At 33.4% G+C, this 19347-nt stretch carries 21 protein-coding genes and 1 tRNA gene; 14 read left to right on the top strand and 8 right to left on the bottom strand.

Translation table 11 applies throughout. The annotated features are described in order from the left end of the window. Window positions 1–139: 139 nt before the first annotated feature. The 4 genes from dnaJ to hisS all read right to left on the bottom strand — a co-directional run bounded on the left by dnaJ (window position 140) and on the right by hisS (window position 3954). Window positions 140–1255, bottom strand: a complete 1116-nt coding sequence (gene dnaJ, locus LNQ49_RS17720) for a molecular chaperone DnaJ (protein ID WP_229990340.1) — start codon at window positions 1253–1255, stop codon at window positions 140–142. A gap of 96 nt (window positions 1256–1351) precedes the next feature. Beyond that, window positions 1352–1930, bottom strand: a complete 579-nt coding sequence (locus LNQ49_RS17715) for a nucleotide exchange factor GrpE (protein WP_229990339.1) — start codon at window positions 1928–1930, stop codon at window positions 1352–1354. A 384-nt stretch (window positions 1931–2314) separates the two neighbouring features. After that, window positions 2315–2385 (bottom strand) — tRNA-Trp (locus tag LNQ49_RS17710). Between the two features lie 195 nt (window positions 2386–2580). Continuing rightward, complete coding sequence (gene hisS, locus LNQ49_RS17705; RefSeq protein ID WP_229990338.1) at window positions 2581–3954, bottom strand: histidine--tRNA ligase; 1374 nt, start codon at window positions 3952–3954, stop codon at window positions 2581–2583. 145 nt (window positions 3955–4099) lie between these two features. Here hisS and LNQ49_RS17700 point away from each other — a divergent pair, with 145 nt between their 5' ends. Next, the gene (locus LNQ49_RS17700) at window positions 4100–5344 is read left to right on the top strand and encodes an ABC transporter permease (protein WP_229990337.1); all 1245 of its coding nucleotides are present in this window, start codon (window positions 4100–4102) and stop codon (window positions 5342–5344) included. A gap of 116 nt (window positions 5345–5460) precedes the next feature. On the opposite strand, the gene prmC is transcribed toward LNQ49_RS17700, so the two are convergent. Genes prmC through LNQ49_RS17685 form a run of 3 tightly spaced genes read right to left on the bottom strand, consistent with a single transcriptional unit; the run spans window position 5461 to window position 7642 of the window. Beyond that, window positions 5461–6315, bottom strand: coding sequence for a peptide chain release factor N(5)-glutamine methyltransferase (prmC, locus tag LNQ49_RS17695; protein ID WP_229990336.1), 855 nt, complete (start codon window positions 6313–6315; stop codon window positions 5461–5463). Between the two features lie 27 nt (window positions 6316–6342). Then, window positions 6343–7152 (bottom strand): hypothetical protein, encoded by an 810-nt coding sequence (locus LNQ49_RS17690; protein ID WP_229990335.1) that lies wholly within the window; start codon window positions 7150–7152, stop codon window positions 6343–6345. 4 nt (window positions 7153–7156) lie between these two features. Then, the gene (locus tag LNQ49_RS17685; protein ID WP_229990334.1) at window positions 7157–7642 is read right to left on the bottom strand and encodes a GNAT family N-acetyltransferase; all 486 of its coding nucleotides are present in this window, start codon (window positions 7640–7642) and stop codon (window positions 7157–7159) included. A 106-nt stretch (window positions 7643–7748) separates the two neighbouring features. On the opposite strand from LNQ49_RS17685, the gene ribD reads away from it, so the two are divergent. From ribD to LNQ49_RS17670, 3 genes are read left to right on the top strand one after another with little or no spacing between them, the layout of a single operon-like run. Continuing rightward, on the top strand, window positions 7749–8804 hold the full coding sequence (gene ribD / locus LNQ49_RS17680) for a bifunctional diaminohydroxyphosphoribosylaminopyrimidine deaminase/5-amino-6-(5-phosphoribosylamino)uracil reductase RibD (RefSeq protein ID WP_229990333.1): 1056 nt from the start codon (window positions 7749–7751) through the stop codon (window positions 8802–8804). Further along, window positions 8797–9399 carry an HAD family hydrolase gene (locus tag LNQ49_RS17675; protein WP_229990332.1) on the top strand — a complete coding sequence of 201 codons (603 nt, stop codon included), beginning with the start codon at window positions 8797–8799 and terminating at the stop codon, window positions 9397–9399. The genes ribD and LNQ49_RS17675 overlap by 8 nt, the downstream gene beginning before the upstream one ends. A gap of 9 nt (window positions 9400–9408) precedes the next feature. Next, window positions 9409–10041 (top strand): IMPACT family protein, encoded by a 633-nt coding sequence (locus LNQ49_RS17670; RefSeq protein WP_229990331.1) that lies wholly within the window; start codon window positions 9409–9411, stop codon window positions 10039–10041. A 24-nt stretch (window positions 10042–10065) separates the two neighbouring features. On the opposite strand, the gene LNQ49_RS17665 is transcribed toward LNQ49_RS17670, so the two are convergent. Beyond that, window positions 10066–10476, bottom strand: coding sequence for an acyl-CoA thioesterase (locus tag LNQ49_RS17665; protein WP_229990330.1), 411 nt, complete (start codon window positions 10474–10476; stop codon window positions 10066–10068). A gap of 186 nt (window positions 10477–10662) precedes the next feature. On the opposite strand from LNQ49_RS17665, the gene dnaA reads away from it, so the two are divergent. From dnaA to LNQ49_RS17615, 10 genes are all read left to right on the top strand, one after another. After that, a complete protein-coding gene (gene dnaA / locus LNQ49_RS17660; protein ID WP_039111581.1) occupies window positions 10663–12090 on the top strand; it encodes a chromosomal replication initiator protein DnaA in 1428 nt (475 codons plus the stop codon). A gap of 7 nt (window positions 12091–12097) precedes the next feature. Next, window positions 12098–12583 (top strand): low molecular weight protein-tyrosine-phosphatase, encoded by a 486-nt coding sequence (locus LNQ49_RS17655; RefSeq protein ID WP_229990329.1) that lies wholly within the window; start codon window positions 12098–12100, stop codon window positions 12581–12583. 16 nt (window positions 12584–12599) lie between these two features. Continuing rightward, window positions 12600–13322 (top strand): SAM-dependent methyltransferase, encoded by a 723-nt coding sequence (locus tag LNQ49_RS17650; protein WP_229990328.1) that lies wholly within the window; start codon window positions 12600–12602, stop codon window positions 13320–13322. Between the two features lie 23 nt (window positions 13323–13345). Beyond that, window positions 13346–13795: an energy transducer TonB gene (locus LNQ49_RS17645; RefSeq protein WP_229990327.1), complete on the top strand. Its 450-nt coding sequence runs from the start codon at window positions 13346–13348 to the stop codon at window positions 13793–13795. Window positions 13796–14065: 270 nt separating this feature from the next. Then, complete coding sequence (locus LNQ49_RS17640) at window positions 14066–14500, top strand: energy transducer TonB (RefSeq protein ID WP_229990326.1); 435 nt, start codon at window positions 14066–14068, stop codon at window positions 14498–14500. A 102-nt stretch (window positions 14501–14602) separates the two neighbouring features. Next, window positions 14603–15730 carry a methionine aminotransferase gene (locus tag LNQ49_RS17635; RefSeq protein ID WP_229990325.1) on the top strand — a complete coding sequence of 376 codons (1128 nt, stop codon included), beginning with the start codon at window positions 14603–14605 and terminating at the stop codon, window positions 15728–15730. Between the two features lie 77 nt (window positions 15731–15807). Beyond that, on the top strand, window positions 15808–16689 hold the full coding sequence (locus tag LNQ49_RS17630; protein WP_229990324.1) for an SDR family oxidoreductase: 882 nt from the start codon (window positions 15808–15810) through the stop codon (window positions 16687–16689). A 200-nt stretch (window positions 16690–16889) separates the two neighbouring features. Further along, window positions 16890–17498: a uridine kinase gene (gene udk / locus LNQ49_RS17625; protein ID WP_229990323.1), complete on the top strand. Its 609-nt coding sequence runs from the start codon at window positions 16890–16892 to the stop codon at window positions 17496–17498. A gap of 111 nt (window positions 17499–17609) precedes the next feature. After that, the gene (locus LNQ49_RS17620) at window positions 17610–17933 is read left to right on the top strand and encodes an FtsB family cell division protein (RefSeq protein ID WP_229990322.1); all 324 of its coding nucleotides are present in this window, start codon (window positions 17610–17612) and stop codon (window positions 17931–17933) included. A 24-nt stretch (window positions 17934–17957) separates the two neighbouring features. Beyond that, window positions 17958–19328, top strand: coding sequence for a methylmalonyl-CoA mutase subunit beta (locus LNQ49_RS17615; RefSeq protein WP_229990321.1), 1371 nt, complete (start codon window positions 17958–17960; stop codon window positions 19326–19328). Window positions 19329–19347 lie beyond the last annotated feature (19 nt).

The following is a 19347-nucleotide window of genomic DNA, read 5'->3' as shown; positions in this document are numbered from 1 at the left end:
GCCATTTTGGCCTCGCGTGTGTAAAAGTAAATAATTAGTAGCGAATACTTAGTATTGTTACAAAAAAAAACCCATCCTAAAACAAAGTTAAGATGGGTTTCTAAATTAATTGTAACGTTTTATAAAAGACAAGATGTATTTATGAAAACATATCTTTTACTTTTTCAAAAAATGATTTATCCGTTTTCTCAGGATTCGGAATAAAATGTTCATCCGTTAAAGCATTTTCAAAAAACTGTTTTTGTTCTTTGCTCAATGTTTTTGGTGTCCAAACATTTACATGTACTAATAAATCACCGCTTCCGTATCCATTGATACTTGGAATTCCTTTTCCTTTCAATCTCAGAATTTTTCCTGATTGAATTCCTTCTTCTAATTTAATTCGTACTTTTCCGTTAATTGCTTCAATATCTTTTGAGATACCTAAAACAGCTTCTGGAAAACTTATATATAAATCGTAATGTAAATTTTCTCCTTCACGCTTCAAGACATCGTGCTCAAGTTCTTCAATTGCAACAATTAAATCACCTGGTACACTATTTCCTGGCGCATCGTTTCCTTTACCAGAAACTTTTAACTGCATTCCATCAACAACTCCTGCTGGAATTTTGATTGATACAGTTTCATCTTCCTGAACCATTCCTTGCGAATCTGCATTGGCTGGTTTTTTATCTAAAATCTGACCAGAACCTCCACAACTTGGACAAGTCGAAGCAGATTGCATTCTACCTAAAATTGTATTAGTCACACGCATTACCTGCCCTTGACCATTACATGTAGAACATGTTTTATAAGTAACCCCTTTGGCTTGAACCTTACGTTTTACTTTTACTTTTTTCTCAACGCCATTTGCAATCTCTTCTAAAGTTAATTTAACTTTTATTCTAAGATTGCTTCCTTTAGTACGACGAGGACCGCCGCCTCCGCCGCCTCCGAAACCACCAAATCCGCCTCCGAAGATGTCGCCAAACTGACTGAATATGTCATCCATATTCATGCCACCATGTCCTCCACCTCCAAAACCACCTGAACCATCAAAGGCTTGGTGTCCGTATTGATCGTATTTGGCTTTTTTATTAGGGTCGCTTAAAACTTCATATGCTTCTGCAGCCAATTTGAAGTTCTCTTCTGCCTCTTTGTTGTCCGGATTTTTATCCGGATGATATTTTAACGCACATTTACGGTACGCTTTTTTAATCTCGGCAGCATCCGCATTTTTTGAAATGCCTAATATTTCGTAAAAATCTTTTTTCATAATTGTTTAAATTCCAAAAAACAAAACCCAATAAATAACTCAATTCTGAACTTTCAAAACTATCTATTTGGGATTTGGGATTTATAATTTGTTATTTTAGTTTCCAATAACCACTTTAGGATAACGAATAATTTTGTCTCCTAATTTGTATCCTTTCTCAAGTACATCAACAATCTTACCTTTTAGTTTATCCGAAGGGGCAGGAATTTGAGTAATTGCTTCAGCATAGTCTGCATTAAATGCATCACCTGCTCTAACTTCTACTTGCTCTAAACCTTTAGCCGTCAATGTACTTTTTAGTTTGTCATAGATTAACTCTACTCCTTTTGCCAAAAGCTCATCATCAGATTTATTGATTTCAACTAGTGCTCTGTCAAAATCATCTAATACAGGAAGCATAGCTAGCAATACCTCTTGATTAGCAGTTTTAAACAAATCCATTCTTTCTTTTGAAGTTCTTTTTTTGTAATTTTCAAATTCAGCAAATAACCTCAAGAATTTATCTTTCTCTCTTGCTAAGTCTTGAGATAATTGTTCTTCTACACTTAATTCCTCAAGAATAATCTGTTCGCCATTGGCATTATTCTCTAACGTTACGTCATCTATTTCTTGATCGATTTCTGTATTCTCCGTAGTCATATTACTTTTATTTTTAAAAATATTCTTAAACTTCATTTTTTTATTCTTTTCTATGGATTGCAAAAGTACTGCCAAATCTTATAAAATGTCAAATTGTCATCTTTTGACAAATTTTCATTTTATTCAGCCATTAATTAATACTTCTGGAGCAATCATATTCTCAAAAAATTAATATAATTTTAAGAAAATTGCAGTATAGATTAGATACATTTGAGGTAATTACAAAATAGTTAGTTTTACCTATCAAAATTAAATTTATAAAGTTAGCTTCGGCACTTATAATAAATTATTAATTCAACTTTACTATATTAAAAAAGCTTCGCCTAATAGACGAAGCTTTTTTTATGCTTTTTAACCTTTAACGCTACGAAAGCCTCTGCTAAATAATTAATAACTGTTGTTATTAATACTACTTTATTGCACGGGCGGAGGGATTCGAACCCCCATCAACGGTTTTGGAGACCGCTATTCTACCCTTGAACTACGCCCGTAACTTAAGGCCGCAAATTAAATGTATTTTTTTCTTTCTCACCAATTATTTCAAACAAATTTAAAAAGAATTAAACGGATAAACGCTAATAATTCACTAACACAATCACCATCAAATATTTGTGAAATCTGTATTTTTAAATCAGATTAAAACTTTTCATACTTTACGATAGCAATTGGGACTGTATTCTTTGTGATTACACAAGCAAAGCCGCTTTCAACCCTTCCAAATCAACTGAAACTTGTTCACCAGTCAGCAAATTCTTAAGTGAATATGAATTTGATTCAATTTCTTGTTCTCCTGCTATAACCGCATAAGGAATCGCACGTTTATCAGCATGCTGAAACTGCTTCCCTACCTTTACATTATCAGGATATAATTCAACTTTTATATTTTCTTTTCTTAATTCCTGAATTGCTTTTAGTGCATAAAATGCTTCTTTATCACCATAGTTTATAAACAAAGCTTTAGAAGTTGCTATAACAGTTTCTGGAAACAATTGCAACTCATCAAGCACTAAATAAATACGATCTAATCCGAAAGATATTCCAACTCCACTCATATTTTTTAATCCAAAAATACCAGTTAAATCATCATATCTTCCACCACCACCAACAGATCCCATTGCTACAGTTTTAGGTGCACCAATTTCAAAAATTGCTCCTGTATAATAATTAAGACCACGAGCTAGTGTAACATCTAAATCTAAAATTGCCGTAGACAGACCTAAGCTTAAAACATTATCACATATAAATCGCAATTCCTCCACCCCTTTCATACCTTCTTCAGAAGAAGCTAATAAATCTGAAAGCTGATTAATTTTATCCGAAATAGTCCCTGTAAAACTAAATAATGGCTGCACTTTTACAAGCGCTTCTTCAGAAATTCCTTTCTCCATCATTTCTTTTTTCACACCATCTTCGCCTATTTTATCAAGCTTATCTAGCGCTACTGTAAAGTCAATTAATTTATCCGAAGCACCAATTACTTCAGCAATTCCTGATAATATTTTTCGGTTATTTATTTTTATAGTAACCCCATTTAATCCCAAAGAGGTAAAAACAGTATCATACAATTGTACCAACTCTACTTCCTGCCACAATGATTTAGACCCTACAACATCAGCGTCACACTGAAAAAACTCTCTAAAACGTCCTTTTTGCGGACGGTCAGCACGCCAAACTGGCTGAATCTGATATCTTTTAAAAGGAAATTCAATTTCGTTTTGGTGTTGTACCACATATCTAGCAAAAGGAACAGTTAAGTCATAACGCAACGCTTTTTCAGAAATACTAGAAGTTAATTTTGTACTATCTTTTGCTTCTAAATGCGCTTCGTTTGCTTTAGACAAATAATCACCAGAGTTTAATATTTTAAAAATCAAACGATCTCCTTCTTCTCCATATTTACCCATTAAGGTTTCCGAATTTTCAAATGAAGGTGTTTCGATTGGTTGAAAACCAAATTTCTCGAAATTACTTTTTATAATTTGAATAATATATTGACGTTTCGCCACCTCTGTAGGTGAAAAATCTCTGGTTCCTTTAGGAATACTAGGTTTTGATGCCATTTAATTTGGTATTTTAAATTTTAGACTTAAGATTTCAGATTTCTCAAAATTGTAAATCGAATGCAAATATCTCACTTTTAAAATAAATTAATGACTCTTCTAAAACAAACTTGTAACAAAAATTGTATTTTCGTGACAAACTAGTATGATGCTAAAATTATTCAAAGAAAATATCCGAATTGCATTTGGTTCGATTCGAACTCAATTATTACGAACGATTCTAACCGTTTTAATTATCGCAATCGGCATCACTGCTTTAGTCGGAATCCTAACCGTAGTTTCGGCTTTAGAAAATACTATTTCTACTGATTTTGCTTCTATGGGAGCAAATACTTTCAATATTAATCAGTACGAAAATGAAGTTAGAAACCGAGGTGGTAACGAAAGAGAAGTTATCAATCCAATTATTTCTTATCCTGAAGCTGTCGCTTTCAAAAACAAATTCAGATACCCATTTACAGAAACATCGCTTTCATTTACAGCAACTTCTACTGCCGAAGTAAGATACCTTTCTACTAAAACCGACCCCGAAATTAAAGTTCTAGGCGTCGATGAGCATTTTATTGGCAATTCAGGCCTAGAAACCAGCATCGGCAGAACCTTTAATCAGTTTGACATCGAAAACAATACCTATGTATGTATACTAGGTTCCGATTTTATGAAGGGCTTACTAAAAGATGTGAATCCAATCGATAAGATCATCTCTATTCGAGGAGCACGCTTTAGAGTAATTGGGGTATTAAAAGAAAAAGGATCCACTTTTGGAAACAGCCAGGATTTACGCGTACTAATCCCGATACAGGTAGCACGTTCATTATTTACTGCTCCAAACATAAATTACACTATAAGCGTAATGGTTTCTAAAAAAGAACTCCTCGATCAAGCCATAGACAACGCAACAAGCACCATGCGTCGAGTTCGAAAATTAAGCCCCACTCGTGATAATAATTTTGGTGTAGTACGAAGCGATGACCTTATTAATCGTATTCTAAGCATCACACAATATCTAGGCATAGCTGCATGGTGTATTAGTGTCATCACTATCCTAGGCTCATCGATTGCCTTAATGAATATTATGATTGTGTCAGTAACAGAACGTACACGCGAAATTGGTGTTCGTAAAGCATTAGGTGCCAAAAAGACAACTATTGCCGTTCAGTTTTTTATTGAAACTTTACTAATCGGACAATTAGGCGGTCTAGTCGGAATTATTCTTGGGATTTTAATTGGCTTCGGAATTTCTACAGCTATGAATTTTGTATTTGTAATTCCATGGGGAGCAATTTTTGCTGCTTTCAGCACTAGTTTTATGGTTGCCATTGTTTCTGGATTATATCCCGCAATAAAAGCTTCCAAACTCGATCCTATTGAAGCATTACGCTACGAGTAGATTCTTTTAGTGTTAAGTGTTTTCTGCAAGTTTAAAAAAACTTGCAGAAAACACCCCTAATAACATTTCACATCTCACTCACAACATCTCACTCACAACATCTCACTCACAACATCTTACTTTCTACAAAAAATCATCCTATCATTATCGTAAATATCTTTACGTAATTCGATGTTTTTAAAGCCTAAGTTCTCAAGCAATTCAACAGTTTCTTTTCCTAAATACTGATTGATTTCAAAATAAAGACTTCCGTTTTTTACTAAATTTTTCTTTGCTAACTCAGCTATTTTTCTGTAAAAAATCAATGCGTCATTATCTTCAACAAAAAGTGCTAAATGAGGTTCATTATCTAAAACATTCTTCTTGATTTCTTCTTTCTCCAAATTCCGAACATAGGGCGGATTAGAAACAATAACATCAAATTCCTGCATTAAATCTTCGGTTTCCAAAATATTTCGATGTAAAAAAGTAACTGAAACACTATTAGAATCAGCATTCTTCTTAGCAGTGGCCAAAGCATTCTCCGAAACATCAATAGCAGAAACCTGAGCTTTTGGAAGGTTCTTAGCCAGCGAAATTGCAATACAACCACTCCCTGTTCCTATATCCAAGATCTTTAACTCTTTGTGCTTTTCAATATTTGAATTTTCTTTTACAATCCACTCTACCAACTCTTCTGTTTCAGGTCGCGGAATCAAAACATTTGAATTTACCTCAAAATCCAATCCATAAAAATTAGTCTTCCCTAATAAATACTGAATCGGAATTTCTTTTTTTAATTCAGCAACCAACACGCTCCACTCCTCAATTTCTTGTTCCGAAAAAGTCAAATCAGGATTTAAAGCCAAATCTATTTGCTTGAGATTTCTTTTTTCTTCAAGAATTAAATAGAAAAAACTCTCTACTTCCAGAACATCATAAATCCCCGAAAGCTCTTGAATAAATTGCGTTCTGTATTGTTTTATTTTCATTTTATATTTTATTAAAAGTAGATTTGATTAGCAATCAAACCCTATTGCAACTTCAGAAACTTTTTTTACTGCTTCACCATTTTTAGCCTTTGACGAAAGAAACAAAATCACTCGCTCCTCTTCATAATGCCTATTTGCGCCAAAAACAAAATCTAATTTTCCATCACCATCAATATCGCCTGCAAAAAGCAATACTACAAATGTATCATTAAACGATTCCTCTGTTAAAAGCAATTGCTCTTTAGTATTTCCTGTGGTTAAATAAAGTTTATAATTCTCAACCTCTTTAAAAACCTCTTGCTTATCATCATCAGTATGCACCATTGACGAAGAAAGAACTTTCCCTTCAGCTCTCAAAGTATAGCTAACATTATTAAACAAATAAGTCGCTTTTTCTTTAGGCCAAACTTTATTTTTTTCAATTTTTAAAGACTTTATTTTCCCAAATTTCAAACCAGGATAATCCATAAAAATAATTGTTCTATTTTTAGAAATAATTGATATCAAAGAATCTCCAGAGCACTCATCAAATCCTTTCTCCGTTTTAAAATCTGCTTTCCCTAAATAATACTCTCCATTTTGTTCGTACAAATCAATCCATTTCTCAGTTAAGGAAGCAGCTGGATTTTCAGCTCCATAACTTCGATAGCTTCGAGGTAACAAAATATCAAAATCACTTTTAAAATCTTCATCCGAAACAACTTCATTCTGCTTAACAGAATCCTTACTAACAGCTTTAACAACAACCTCAGTAGCCTTAGCTGTTTTTATTTCTTTCGAATCTTTACACGAGAATACAATCGAAATCAAAGCAATTCCGATAATTAATTTTTTCATAAGCTTATAATTTTTTCAACATCCAGACTGGGCATGAAGTATGACCTGTGCTACCCATTGGCGCATCAAGATATTCAAAACCTGATTTTTTATATAATTTTTGGGCGGCATGCATAAAAGGCATCGTCTCTATATAACAATTTTCAAAACCAAACTCTTTAGCCGCCTGTAAACATTTGTCCATCATTTGAGCACCTATTCCCAAACCACGTGTTTCGGGCAAAAAGTACATCTTTTGCAATTCACAAATTGTTTCTGCTTCATTTTCTAGAGGAGCAACTCCAGCACAACCAACAATTTTACTATTGTTTTCAACCACATAATAAACTGATTTAGGTTTATTATATTCTTCAAACATAAAATCTAAATAAGGATCTTCGTATGCTGTTCCTACTTTCGGAATATTCAACTCATCAAAAACTGCTCTTATTAATTGTGCCACAGCAAGATTATCTTCTTTAATTATTTTTCTGATAGTCCAATTTTCCATTTCTTCTTATTCTGTCTTATTTAAACACAAAAGTAAATATACTTTATTGTAATTTTAGATAGTTTCAAAACTAAATCATAAACTCAAAAATAACTACTTTTGTATTGTGAATATACATGAAAAATACATAAAACGCTGCATTCAACTTGCTAAAAATGGTTTAGGAACTACATACCCAAACCCAATGGTTGGTAGCGTAATCGTTTATAACGATACGATTATTGGAGAAGGTTGGCATAAAAAAGCTGGCGAACCTCATGCCGAAGTAAATGCTATAAATTCTGTAAAAGACAAATCGTTACTCCAAAAAGCAACTATTTACGTAAGCTTAGAGCCTTGTAGCCATTTTGGAAAAACACCTCCTTGTTGCGATTTAATCATTACACATGAAATTCCCAATGTGGTTGTCGGTACAGTTGATCCAAACGAAAAAGTTGCAGGCAAAGGAATTAAAAAACTCCTTGAAGCTGGAAAAAAAGTCATCATTGGAGTCTTGGAAGAAGAGTGCAACGAACTCAACAAACGCTTCTTTACTTTTCACCAACAGAAAAGACCCTATATAATCTTAAAATGGGCGGCATCTAAAGATGGATTTCTAACTCCAAAAAAAGAAAGCGATACCGTTTCCAAAAGAGAACCGATCTGGATTACAAATACATATTCCAGACAGTTGGTACACAAATGGCGAAGCGAAGAACAAGCTATTTTAGTCGGAACACAAACTGTTATCGATGACAACCCAAAATTAAATACTCGTGATTGGGCAGGAAACAATCCGATTCGAGTAGTCTTAGATCAAAACAATCGCATTCCACAAGACAGCCATGTTTTTAACGGTGATGTTAAAACCATTGTATTTACAAAAATCAAAATTGCCAGTGAAAAAGAAAACCTTATCTTTGAAGTAATTGATTTTAAAGAAAATATTGCACAGCAAATACTTGCAGTTTTGTACAAACACCAAATTCAATCAATTATTATCGAAGGTGGACTACAAACTCTACAAACCTTTATCGATACCAATCTTTGGGATGAAGGACGTTTTTTTGTTGGAAATACTTACTTTACACAAGGCACCAAAGCTCCTAAAGTTGCTGGTAAAAAATCAAAAAAAACATACATTGGCAAAGACGAATTAATACAAGTTAGAAACCATGATTGACACTATCATTTTTGATTTTGGGGATATATTTATCAACCTAGACAAACAAGCTACAATTGATGGACTAAAAAAACTTGGCCTATCAGAATGGAACTCTAATTTAGACCTACTAAATACAAAATTCGAAACAGGCAGTATTACTCCTGAAGAATTTATAGCAGGATTTCAAAAAGAAATTCCGAATGCTTCAGTAAAAGAAATCCTCAATGCTTGGAACGCTGTTTTACTTGATTTCCCACTATATCGATTAGAATTTCTTCAAATGCTTTCAGGAAAATACAGGCTATTTTTACTAAGCAACACCGATTCGATTCACATCAAGACTTTCGAACACAAAACAGGCGTTTCCTTTTACAGTGATTTCTACCAATGTTTTGAAAAAGTCTATTTCTCATTCGAAATTGGAATGAGGAAACCAAATCACGAAGCCTATAACTACATTATAAACAAACACGAGCTATCCCCAAAACGAACGTTGTTTGTTGACGACAAAATCGAAAACACCAATGCTGCAGCCGAACTAGGGCTTCAAGTATGGAACCTACAAGTAGGAAAAGAAGATGTCGTAGATTTATTTGACAAAAAAATAATTTAAAAAACAATCTTGGAAATCAAAGATACTTACCAAACGATAGCTTCCCCTTCGGAAGAAGTCTTGTATAAAGAAAAGAGCAGCAAGTTTTTTGGCTACGCCTACCCAATAACCTCCGAAGAAGAAGTTAAACCCATTATTGAAACTTTAAAAAAACAACATCCGAGTGCCGTACACTATTGCTACGCTTATCAATTAGGAATCGAACCTACTGTAAGCTATAGAGCCAATGACGACGGAGAACCAAGCAATACAGCTGGAATGCCTATTTACGGACAAATACAATCTTTTGGTGTAACAAACGTTCTTATAGTCGTTGTACGTATCTATGGTGGAATAAAATTAGGCGTTGGAGGTTTAATTGCCGCATACCGAACTACAGCACAAATGGCATTAGAAGTTTGTGAAATTGTCGAAAAAACAATCGATGTACAGTTTTTAATCTCATTTGATTACAAAAACATGAATAAAGTAATGCGGGTCATTAAAGAAAAAAAACTGGAAATTATATCCCAAGAAATGGAAATAAACGAGGTTACAGGGCTCCCAATTGGCAAGATAACGGTTCAAATTCGCAAAAAAAATGCCGAAATGGTGTTCGACATTTTTGATTCAATGTTTGAAATAGAGATAAAATCTTGCTAAAACCATCCTCATTTAAGGCAAATTTTAGCAATTCTCAATATTTTTAAGAAGCTCTAAAATGTAGTTTGGAGGAGCAGTTGGACGACCTGTTTTTAGAGATACAAATACCAAAATAAAGACAGCAGTTGTTAATAACTCATTTAATTCATTATAGATTGCGCAATCAAATTCTATCTTAACAGAAGTCTGACTTTTAAATGTTGTATGCACTGTTAATAATTCATCATATCGTGCTGATTTTTTATAATTAATATTCATAGAAACAATCGGCAAAGCAATCCCACTTTCTTCCATGCTTTTATACGAAACCCCTTTATTTCTAAGCCATTCCACGCGACCAATTTCAAAATAAGGAATATAATTTCCGTGATAAACGACTCCCATTTGATCCGTTTCTGAGTAGCGAACACGCACTTGAGTTTGATGATTTTTCATTATTTATTTATTAAAAAAAATTATTTTTTTGAGCCCTCCATACAACAATATTTTAGAAAATTACCATTCAAAATATTTTGTTTTAACAAAATTTGTTCACATATTTGTTATCTTGAAAAATGACAAATATCCAACCTCGTTTTTATAAGAGAAACATTATCAATACACATAAATTTAATTGAATCTATGACTAAAACTGCACAATCGGTATGGGAAAACTGTTTGTCTTTCATAAAAGACAACATTCAAGATCAGGCGTACAAAACTTGGTTTGAGCCAATCAAATCAGTTGAACTAACCGACAACGCATTATATATTCAAGTCCCAAGTAAATTTTTCTACGAATGGTTAGAAGAGCACTATGTAAAATTACTAAAAGTTGCTCTTACCAAAGAACTGGGAAAAAATGCAAAGTTACTCTATAAAATTAAAATGGAAAACACTTATGGCAACAAACAACCGTTTACGGAACAGCTGCCAAGTGCCAATAGAGGACCAATGAAACCTCAAGATGTTGACGCTCCGTTTAAAAACTTAAATCCAGAATTAAAAAATCCTTTTGTAATTCCAGGAATACGTAATTTAAAAATCGAGTCTCAATTAAATCCAAATTATAGTTTTGACAATTTCCTTGAAGGAGATTCAAACCGTTTAGCTCGTTCTGCAGGTATGGCAGTTGCCAACAAACCAGGAGGAACATCATTTAATCCTTTATTGATTTTTGGTGGAGTGGGTTTAGGAAAAACACACTTAGCTCACGCAATTGGTGTTGAAGTAAAAGACAAATACCCAGAAAAAACGGTTTTATATATTTCTGCCGAAATTTTCACACAACAATATATTGACTCGGTAAAGAAAAACAATCGTAATGATTTCATTCACTTTTACCAGTTAATTGATGTTTTAATTATTGATGATGTTCAGTTTTTATCTGGAAAATCAGGTACTCAGGACGTTTTCTTCCATATTTTTAATTATTTACATCAAAACGGAAAACAGGTAATTTTGACTTCTGACAAAGCTCCTGTTGACATGCAAGACATTGAACAACGTTTATTGTCACGTTTTAAATGGGGATTATCTGCCGAGTTACATCAGCCAGATTACGAAACAAGAATTTCTATCTTAAAAAATATCTTATATCGTGATGGAGTTGAAATTCCAGAAGATATTATCGAATACGTAGCACGTAACATTAAATCAAATGTACGTGAGTTAGAAGGAGCAATTATTTCATTGATTGCACAATCTTCTTTCAACAAAAAAGAAGTTACAATCGAATTGGCTAAAAGTGTAGTCGAAAAATTCGTTAAAAATGTAAAAAGAGAAATTTCTATTGATTACATTCAAAAAATTGTATCTGATTATTTCCAGCTAGACATCGAAACACTTCAATCTAAAACTAGAAAGAGGCACGTTGTTCAAGCAAGACAATTAGCTATGTTTTTTGCAAAGAAATTTACCAAAGCATCTTTAGCAAATATTGGCTCACAAATTGGCGATCGCGATCACGCAACCGTATTACACGCTTGTAAGACTGTTGACAATTTAGTTTCTACAGACAAACAATTCAAAAAATTTGTCGAAGACATCAATAAAAAATTAACGCTATAAACGCAACATGCCCGTAAAAATTCTAATGGTCTGCTTGGGAAATATTTGCAGATCACCATTGGCCGAAGGCATTTTAGCCTCAAAATTACCTAAAGACATTTTTTTAGTTGATTCGGCAGGAACGGGCTCTTGGTATGTTGGTCGCACTCCAGACGAACGCTCTATTGCAGTAGCCAAAAAAAATGGATTAAATATCTCAAATCAAAAAGGAAGACAATTCAAGACTTCTGATTTTGATACTTTCGACTATATCTACGTCATGGATAATTCCAATTACGATGACGTTATTGCATTGACAAAAAACCAAGAGCAAAAAGACAAAGTACAACTTATCCTGAACGAATTATTCCCTTCAGAAAATGTTGATGTTCCAGACCCCTATTATGGCATACCAAATGGATTTAACTCGGTTTACGAAATGCTAGACCAAGTTTCTGAAGTGATTGCAAAAAAACTAATAGCCAAACATCAACATCCAAACTCGGCTTTATAAATTAAAAATCAAACACATGAAATCAACTTCTTTATTAGGAAAACTTTATTTGATTCCGACAACCTTAGGTGAAAGCGATCCTATGGATGTCTTACCACAAACAATAAAGAGAAGTATTGATTTCATAGATCATTATATTGTTGAAAACGAGAAAACAGCACGTAAGTCAATAAAAGCAGTTTCTCCAGAAAAAAAACAATCTGAACTTATCCTTTTTACACTAAATAAACGCACCGAAAATAGCGAGCATTTAGATTTCATAAAACCTTTGCTAGAAGGTAAAAATGTCGGATTAATGAGCGAAGCAGGTTGCCCTGGCGTTGCTGATCCAGGTGCTGTAATTGTAAAATTAGCACATGAAAAAGGAATTCAGGTAGTACCACTTGTTGGTCCGTCTTCAATCTTACTTGCCATGATGGCATCTGGAATGAATGGACAAAGCTTTACTTTTAATGGCTATTTACCTATCGATAAAGACGAAAAAAAATCGGCATTAAAGTATTTTGAAAAATTATCTCAAGACAAAAATCAATCGCAACTTTTTATTGAAACTCCATATAGAAACAATAAACTAGTCGAAGATATTCTACAAATTTTAAATCCAGCAACACATCTTTGTATTGCTACAGATATTACATTACCAACTGAATTCATCAAAACAATGCGAGTTTCAGACTGGAAGAAACTTAAAGTTGATCTTCACAACAGACCAACTATTTTTATCCTGCACAAAATGTAACCCAATTTTGAAACCATTCTATAATGAAAAAATTTTTAGCATTAATTTTGATTTGTTTCGCGCAGAATATCTTTTCTCAAACTACTAAAGAAAACGAAATCCTTATTCTTACTGTAGATAAAATTGACGATAAGGTTTCCCCACAAAAAACCGTTTCTTATGATGAAAATTTCATCCATTACAATGAGCGTGCCGATGTAAAAGCAGAATTTCCAGGAGGTTCAAAAGCATTTGACAATTTTATCAAAGAAAATTATAAAAATCCAAAGGCAGAAATAAAAGGGAGAATATACATCAGTTTTATAATAGAAAAAAATGGATCATTAAGCAATATTGAAGTTGCAAAAGATATTGGCTACGGAACTGGAGCCGAAGCTGTTCGCCTTTTAAAAACATCTCCTAAGTGGAGTCCTGCAAAAATAAAAGACAAATCAGTTAGAGTACTTTATAATTTACCAATTAACGTAAATTAATTTTATAAAATAGCCCTCTTCACCCCCTATCTCACTCAGCAGTTTTCCCCTAATCAAACGTTTACTGAAACTCCATACAGAAATAATAAATTAATCAAATATACCTTACGAATTTCAAATCCAATTCTATATCTTTGTTTCCCACTGATATCCGTTTGCCAAACGAATTCATCAAAACAATACGTGTAGCCAATTGGAAAAATTAAGTAGATTTACTCCTACTATACTTATTGCCCATAAAATGTAATCTAACCATTTAAAACAATTAAAATGAAAAAGTTCCTAATATTAATTTTAATTTGCTTTGCACAAAATACATTTTCACAAACCACAACAAAAGACACCCCAATTGTAGCTACCCCACCTCAAGGAAGTATTCCTAATGAGGATTATCAAATCTACAATATGGCTGGTATAACAACAAAACCTGAATTTCCTGGAGGACAACTAGGATTTGAAAGTTTTACAAAACAAAGCTATCAAACTCCAGATGTAGCCGGCATAAAAGGAAAAGTCTACACAACTTTTATTATTGAAAAAGACGGATCATTATCTGACATCAAAATACTAAGAGATCTAGGACGCGGCACTGGTCAAGAAGCTATTAGAACATTAAAGAATTCTCCTAAATGGACTCCAGGAACAAAGGATGGCAAGCAAGTTAGAGTACTCTATCCAGCATCAATATCTATAAACTATCTGTAAACTAGTAAAACAAAATCCTCTTTAAAAAAAATATTCGGTTCAGAAAATAAATTGTGATTGTCATAAAAAAGCTATCTTTATAAAAGTAATTATAGATTTTTTATGAGTAAACTTCCTCAAATTGGAACCAGTATTTTTACTGTTATGTCTAAGATGGCAAGCGAATACAACGCCATTAACCTATCTCAAGGATTTCCAAACTTCCCAGTTGACGAACGCCTAACCAGCATTGTAGCACGTCTTGCAACCGAGAATGTACATCAATACACACCCATGTCTGGTTATCCACCGCTATTAACCAAAATAGCTAAACTAATTCTAGACTCATACAAACGTGTAGTCCAACCAGAAACTGAAATATTGGTAACTGCAGGAGCTACACAAGGTATTTTTACTACCATTCAAGCATTAGTTAGAGCAAATGACGAAGTAATAATACTTGACCCAAGTTATGACTGCTACGAAGCTCCAGTATTATTATGCAATGCGCATTCTGTTCGCGTTCCTTTAAATGACGATTATACACCAAATTGGGAAATCATAGGAAAGGCTTGCTCTGCAAAAACCCGAATGATAATCATCAATAATCCACATAACCCAACAGGAAAAATTCTAACAGAAGCCGATTTTGTACAGTTAGAAAAAATACTCAATACATATCCAGACCTATTAGTATTATCTGATGAAGTTTATGAATACATCACTTTTGAAGAAAAACACATTTCAGCACATACACGTCAACTGCTTCTAGAACGTTGCATCATGATTTCTTCTTTTGGAAAATCATTCCATATTACAGGCTGGAAAATTGGATATGTTGTAGCACCAGAATATTTAATGATAGAAATTAAAAAAGTCCATCAATTCTTAGTCTTTAGTGTTAATAGTATTTCTCAAGTTGCTATAAGCGAATATTTAGATGTTGTTGACGTAACAAAACTTGGCAAATTCTATCAAGAAAAAAGAGATTACTTTAAACAACTATTAGAAAAAAGTCGATTCGAATTAAAACCATGCGAAGGGACTTATTTTCAGGTTGCATCATACAAATCAATTTCAAATGAAGATGATGTTGCTTTTTGCAAGAAGCTAATTACTGAACACGGAGTAGCCGCAATACCCATCTCAACTTTTTATGCCAACGGAAAAGACTTAAAATTAATCCGTTTTTGTTTTGCTAAAGACAACGCCACACTAGAAGCAGCAGCCAAAAGATTATGTAGTATTTAGCATAAACTAAAATTAACACATATATTATGCATGCATACTATTAAATTCCTATATTTACCTTTAAAATTTAAAGAAACATGAGTTATACAGATAAAATGTTAAGAGACGATGCTTTACAAGGCAAAGTAATAGTAGTAACTGGTGGAGGAAGTGGCTTAGGAAAAGCGATGACCAAATACTTTTTAGAGTTAGGTGCTAAAGTTGCTATCACGTCAAGAGATCTAGAAAAACTAAAAAACACCGCGACAGAACTTGAAACTCAGACTGGTGGAACTTGTTTACCATTGCAATGTGATGTACGCCATTATGAAGAAGTAGAAAACATGCTGCAAGAAGTTTTAAAAGCTTTTGGTAAAGTAGATGTTTTACTAAATAATGCAGCTGGAAATTTTATTTCACCAACAGAAAGATTATCTGCCAATGCTTTTGACACAGTTATCGATATTGTATTAAAAGGCTCTAAAAACTGTACACTAGCTTTTGGAAAACACTGGATTGACACCAAACAAACATCAGCTACGGTATTAAATATTGTAACTACTTATGCTTGGACAGGATCTGCATACGTAGTACCAAGTGCAACTGCAAAAGCAGGTGTTCTAGCCATGACAAGAAGTCTTGCTGTAGAGTGGGCAAAATACGGAATACGTACAAATGCTATCGCTCCAGGACCATTCCCTACAAAAGGAGCTTGGGACAGATTACTTCCGGGAGATCTCTCAGAAAAATTTGACATGGCAAAAAAAGTGCCTTTAAAACGTGTGGGAGACCACCAAGAATTAGCCAATTTAGCAGCCTATTTAGTTTCTGATTTCTCAGCCTATGTAAATGGTGAAGTAATTGTTATCGATGGTGGCGAATGGCTAAAAGGAGCTGGACAATTTAATTTGCTAGAAGCAATTCCAGAAGAACTTTGGGATCAGCTAGAAATGATGATAAAAGCAAAGAAAAATAAATAATAAGTGCTTACTAAAGTCAGGTATTTAAACAAATCACTGATTGCACAAAAGGTCTCAATTACACCGTAATTGAGACCTTTTCTTTTACTAAAAAAGAGTAAAAAGCAACGTAAAAGCGACACAGAATTTTAAGAATTTTATCTAATGACAAATCCGTATTAATTCTTATTTTTGCCGCTTCAAATTATAACAACATTTTTATGCTCATCATTGGAATTGCAGGCGGAACAGGAAGCGGGAAAACAACCGTAGTACATCAAATCATGAATGAATTACCTCATGCTGAAGTGGGCGTAATCTCTCAGGATTCGTATTACAAAGAAAATAAAAATCTATCTTTTGATGAAAGAGCACTAATTAATTTTGATCATCCACGTGCGATAGATTTCGATTTATTAGTTAGCCATTTAAAAGACCTTAAAGAAGGAAAAACTGTCGATCAGCCGGTATATTCTTTTATCACACATAACAGAACTGATGATACAATTAGTACTCATCCTAGAAAAGTAATGATCGTAGAAGGGATTTTAATCCTTACTAACCCTGAACTTAGAGAGCTTTTTGACATTAAAGTATATGTTCATGCCGATTCAGACGAAAGACTTATCAGACGTTTAAAGCGTGATATCGCAGAACGTGGTCGTGATCTAGATGAAGTTTTAACACGTTACCAAAACACGTTAAAACCTATGCATGAGCAATTTATAGAGCCAACCAAAGCTTTTGCCGATATTATAATACCAAACGACAAATACAACACTGTAGCAATAGATGTAGTTCGTGCAGTAATTAATCAACGTATTCTATAATTTTATTGTAAATTTATTGCATTAAAAATTAGGAGCTAATCCCGTTTTCGCCTTTATCTTTGTTCGTTCCTCACAAAGGATATCGGCTCTACCGGGGCTAAAAAATAAAAAATGACAAATCCATATAAAGACAAATCCTGGTTTAAATTCCTAAGCAACAAGTATGTTTGGGTATTGTTATTTTTTATAATCTGGATGGTTTTTCTAGATAATTACTCCTATTTTGACCATCGCTTTCTCGATAATCAAATAAAAGAGTTACAAGACAACAAAACCTATTATCAAGAAGAAATAAAAAAGGATCACGAACAAATAAAAGAACTTAAAAACCCGGAGCAAATTGAGAAATATGCACGGGAAAAGTACTTTATGAAAAAAGATAGTGAAGACATATACATCATCGAATTTGAAGGTGATACTATCAAAAAAAAATAAAATCAGAATTATAAAAAGATAAAAATGGCTACTCCCCTTTTCGATAATTTTAGTCCCGTATCATCCAAACAATGGAAACAACAAATCCAATTTGAATTGGATGGTGCCGATTATAACGAAACCCTGATTTGGAATTCGCCAGAAGACATTCAGGTAAAACCATTTTATCATAATGATGAAGATATAAAGCCAGTTGAAGTAACAACAAAAGCAACTGATTTTAAAATTTGCCAGAACATTTTTGTTCATGATATTTTAAAATCAGTTGAAAGGGCTTCAGATTCACTAAATAGAGGAGCCGAAAGTTTGCGCTTTACTATTGAGGACAGCACTATTGACGTTGAGAAATTATTCCAAAATTTAACTCTGGAAAATAAAAACGTTTACTTTAATTTGAGTTTTATCTCAATCGATTTCGTAAAAAGACTAAATACAATCTCGAAACAGAAAAAAGCCACCTTTTTTTATACCATTGATCCAGTTGGGCAATTGGCAAAAGATGGAAATTGGTTTTCATTTACAACCAAAGAAAAAAACAATTTTGAGACACTAGAAATTCTTTCGAAAGAAATTCCTAACGCATCACTAATAAGCATTAATGCGGGCCTATATCAAAATGCAGGTGCCAATATGGTACAGCAAATTGCCTATACAGTAGCACATGCTAACGAATATTTCAATCGAATCCCTTCAATAAGCGGAACAATAGTTTTACAAATAGCCGTAGGTACAAATTACTTTTTTGAAATAGCTAAACTTCGTGCTTTACGATTACTTTTTAATTTAATCGCAACCGAATACAATCCAGACCTAGAATGTCATTTGCTGGTTTCTCCAACAAAACGAAATAAAACCTTGTATGATTACAATGTAAATATGTTACGTACCACAACCGAATGTATGTCGGCAATAATTGGTGGTGCTGATGCTATTGCAAATTTACCATACGATGCTTTATATCACAAAGACAATGAATTTGGAGATCGAATTGCACGCAATCAATTATTGATTCTTAAAAACGAAAGCTATTTTGACAAAGTCAATAATCCTGCCGACGGGAGTTATTACGTCGAAAGCCTAACCAAGCAACTTGCCGAAAAAGCCTTAACCTTATTTAAAGACATAGAGGCAGATGGCGGTTTCTTAAAGCAATTAAACGATGGAACCATCAAAAGAAGAATTCAGGAAAGTGCCGATAAGGAACAAGAATTATTTGATGCAAAGAAAGAAATATTGCTCGGAACAAATAAGTACCCGAACAAAGACGACAAAATGAAACATGATTTAGAACTCTTTCCTTTTGTAAAAATAAAACCTAGAAAGACATTAATTACACCAATAATAGAAAAACGGTTGTCTGAGAAATTAGAACAAGAACGTTTAGCTCTTGAATAATTCAATTTTAAAGTAACAA

Source organism: Flavobacterium pisciphilum, from assembly GCF_020905345.1.
Lineage (GTDB): Bacteria > Bacteroidota > Bacteroidia > Flavobacteriales > Flavobacteriaceae > Flavobacterium > Flavobacterium pisciphilum.
This window is presented reverse-complemented; position numbering and strand designations above follow the sequence as displayed.

Bases quoted from the DNA above. Each gene is read 5' to 3' on its own strand.
- dnaJ (WP_229990340.1), bottom strand. From the start codon at position 1,255: ATGAAAAAAGATTTTTACGAAATATTAGGCATTTCAAAAAATGCGGAT.
- LNQ49_RS17715 (WP_229990339.1), bottom strand. From the start codon at position 1,930: ATGAAGTTTAAGAATATTTTTAAAAATAAAAGTAATATGACTACGGAG.
- hisS (WP_229990338.1), bottom strand. From the start codon at position 3,954: ATGGCATCAAAACCTAGTATTCCTAAAGGAACCAGAGATTTTTCACCT.
- LNQ49_RS17700 (WP_229990337.1), top strand. From the start codon at position 4,100: ATGATGCTAAAATTATTCAAAGAAAATATCCGAATTGCATTTGGTTCG.
- prmC (WP_229990336.1), bottom strand. From the start codon at position 6,315: ATGAAAATAAAACAATACAGAACGCAATTTATTCAAGAGCTTTCGGGG.
- LNQ49_RS17690 (WP_229990335.1), bottom strand. From the start codon at position 7,152: ATGAAAAAATTAATTATCGGAATTGCTTTGATTTCGATTGTATTCTCG.
- LNQ49_RS17685 (WP_229990334.1), bottom strand. From the start codon at position 7,642: ATGGAAAATTGGACTATCAGAAAAATAATTAAAGAAGATAATCTTGCT.
- LNQ49_RS17675 (WP_229990332.1), top strand. From the start codon at position 8,797: ATGATTGACACTATCATTTTTGATTTTGGGGATATATTTATCAACCTA.
- LNQ49_RS17665 (WP_229990330.1), bottom strand. From the start codon at position 10,476: ATGAAAAATCATCAAACTCAAGTGCGTGTTCGCTACTCAGAAACGGAT.
- dnaA (WP_039111581.1), top strand. From the start codon at position 10,663: ATGACTAAAACTGCACAATCGGTATGGGAAAACTGTTTGTCTTTCATA.
- LNQ49_RS17655 (WP_229990329.1), top strand. From the start codon at position 12,098: ATGCCCGTAAAAATTCTAATGGTCTGCTTGGGAAATATTTGCAGATCA.
- LNQ49_RS17650 (WP_229990328.1), top strand. From the start codon at position 12,600: ATGAAATCAACTTCTTTATTAGGAAAACTTTATTTGATTCCGACAACC.
- LNQ49_RS17645 (WP_229990327.1), top strand. From the start codon at position 13,346: ATGAAAAAATTTTTAGCATTAATTTTGATTTGTTTCGCGCAGAATATC.
- LNQ49_RS17640 (WP_229990326.1), top strand. From the start codon at position 14,066: ATGAAAAAGTTCCTAATATTAATTTTAATTTGCTTTGCACAAAATACA.
- LNQ49_RS17635 (WP_229990325.1), top strand. From the start codon at position 14,603: ATGAGTAAACTTCCTCAAATTGGAACCAGTATTTTTACTGTTATGTCT.
- LNQ49_RS17630 (WP_229990324.1), top strand. From the start codon at position 15,808: ATGAGTTATACAGATAAAATGTTAAGAGACGATGCTTTACAAGGCAAA.
- udk (WP_229990323.1), top strand. From the start codon at position 16,890: ATGCTCATCATTGGAATTGCAGGCGGAACAGGAAGCGGGAAAACAACC.
- LNQ49_RS17620 (WP_229990322.1), top strand. From the start codon at position 17,610: ATGACAAATCCATATAAAGACAAATCCTGGTTTAAATTCCTAAGCAAC.
- LNQ49_RS17615 (WP_229990321.1), top strand. From the start codon at position 17,958: ATGGCTACTCCCCTTTTCGATAATTTTAGTCCCGTATCATCCAAACAA.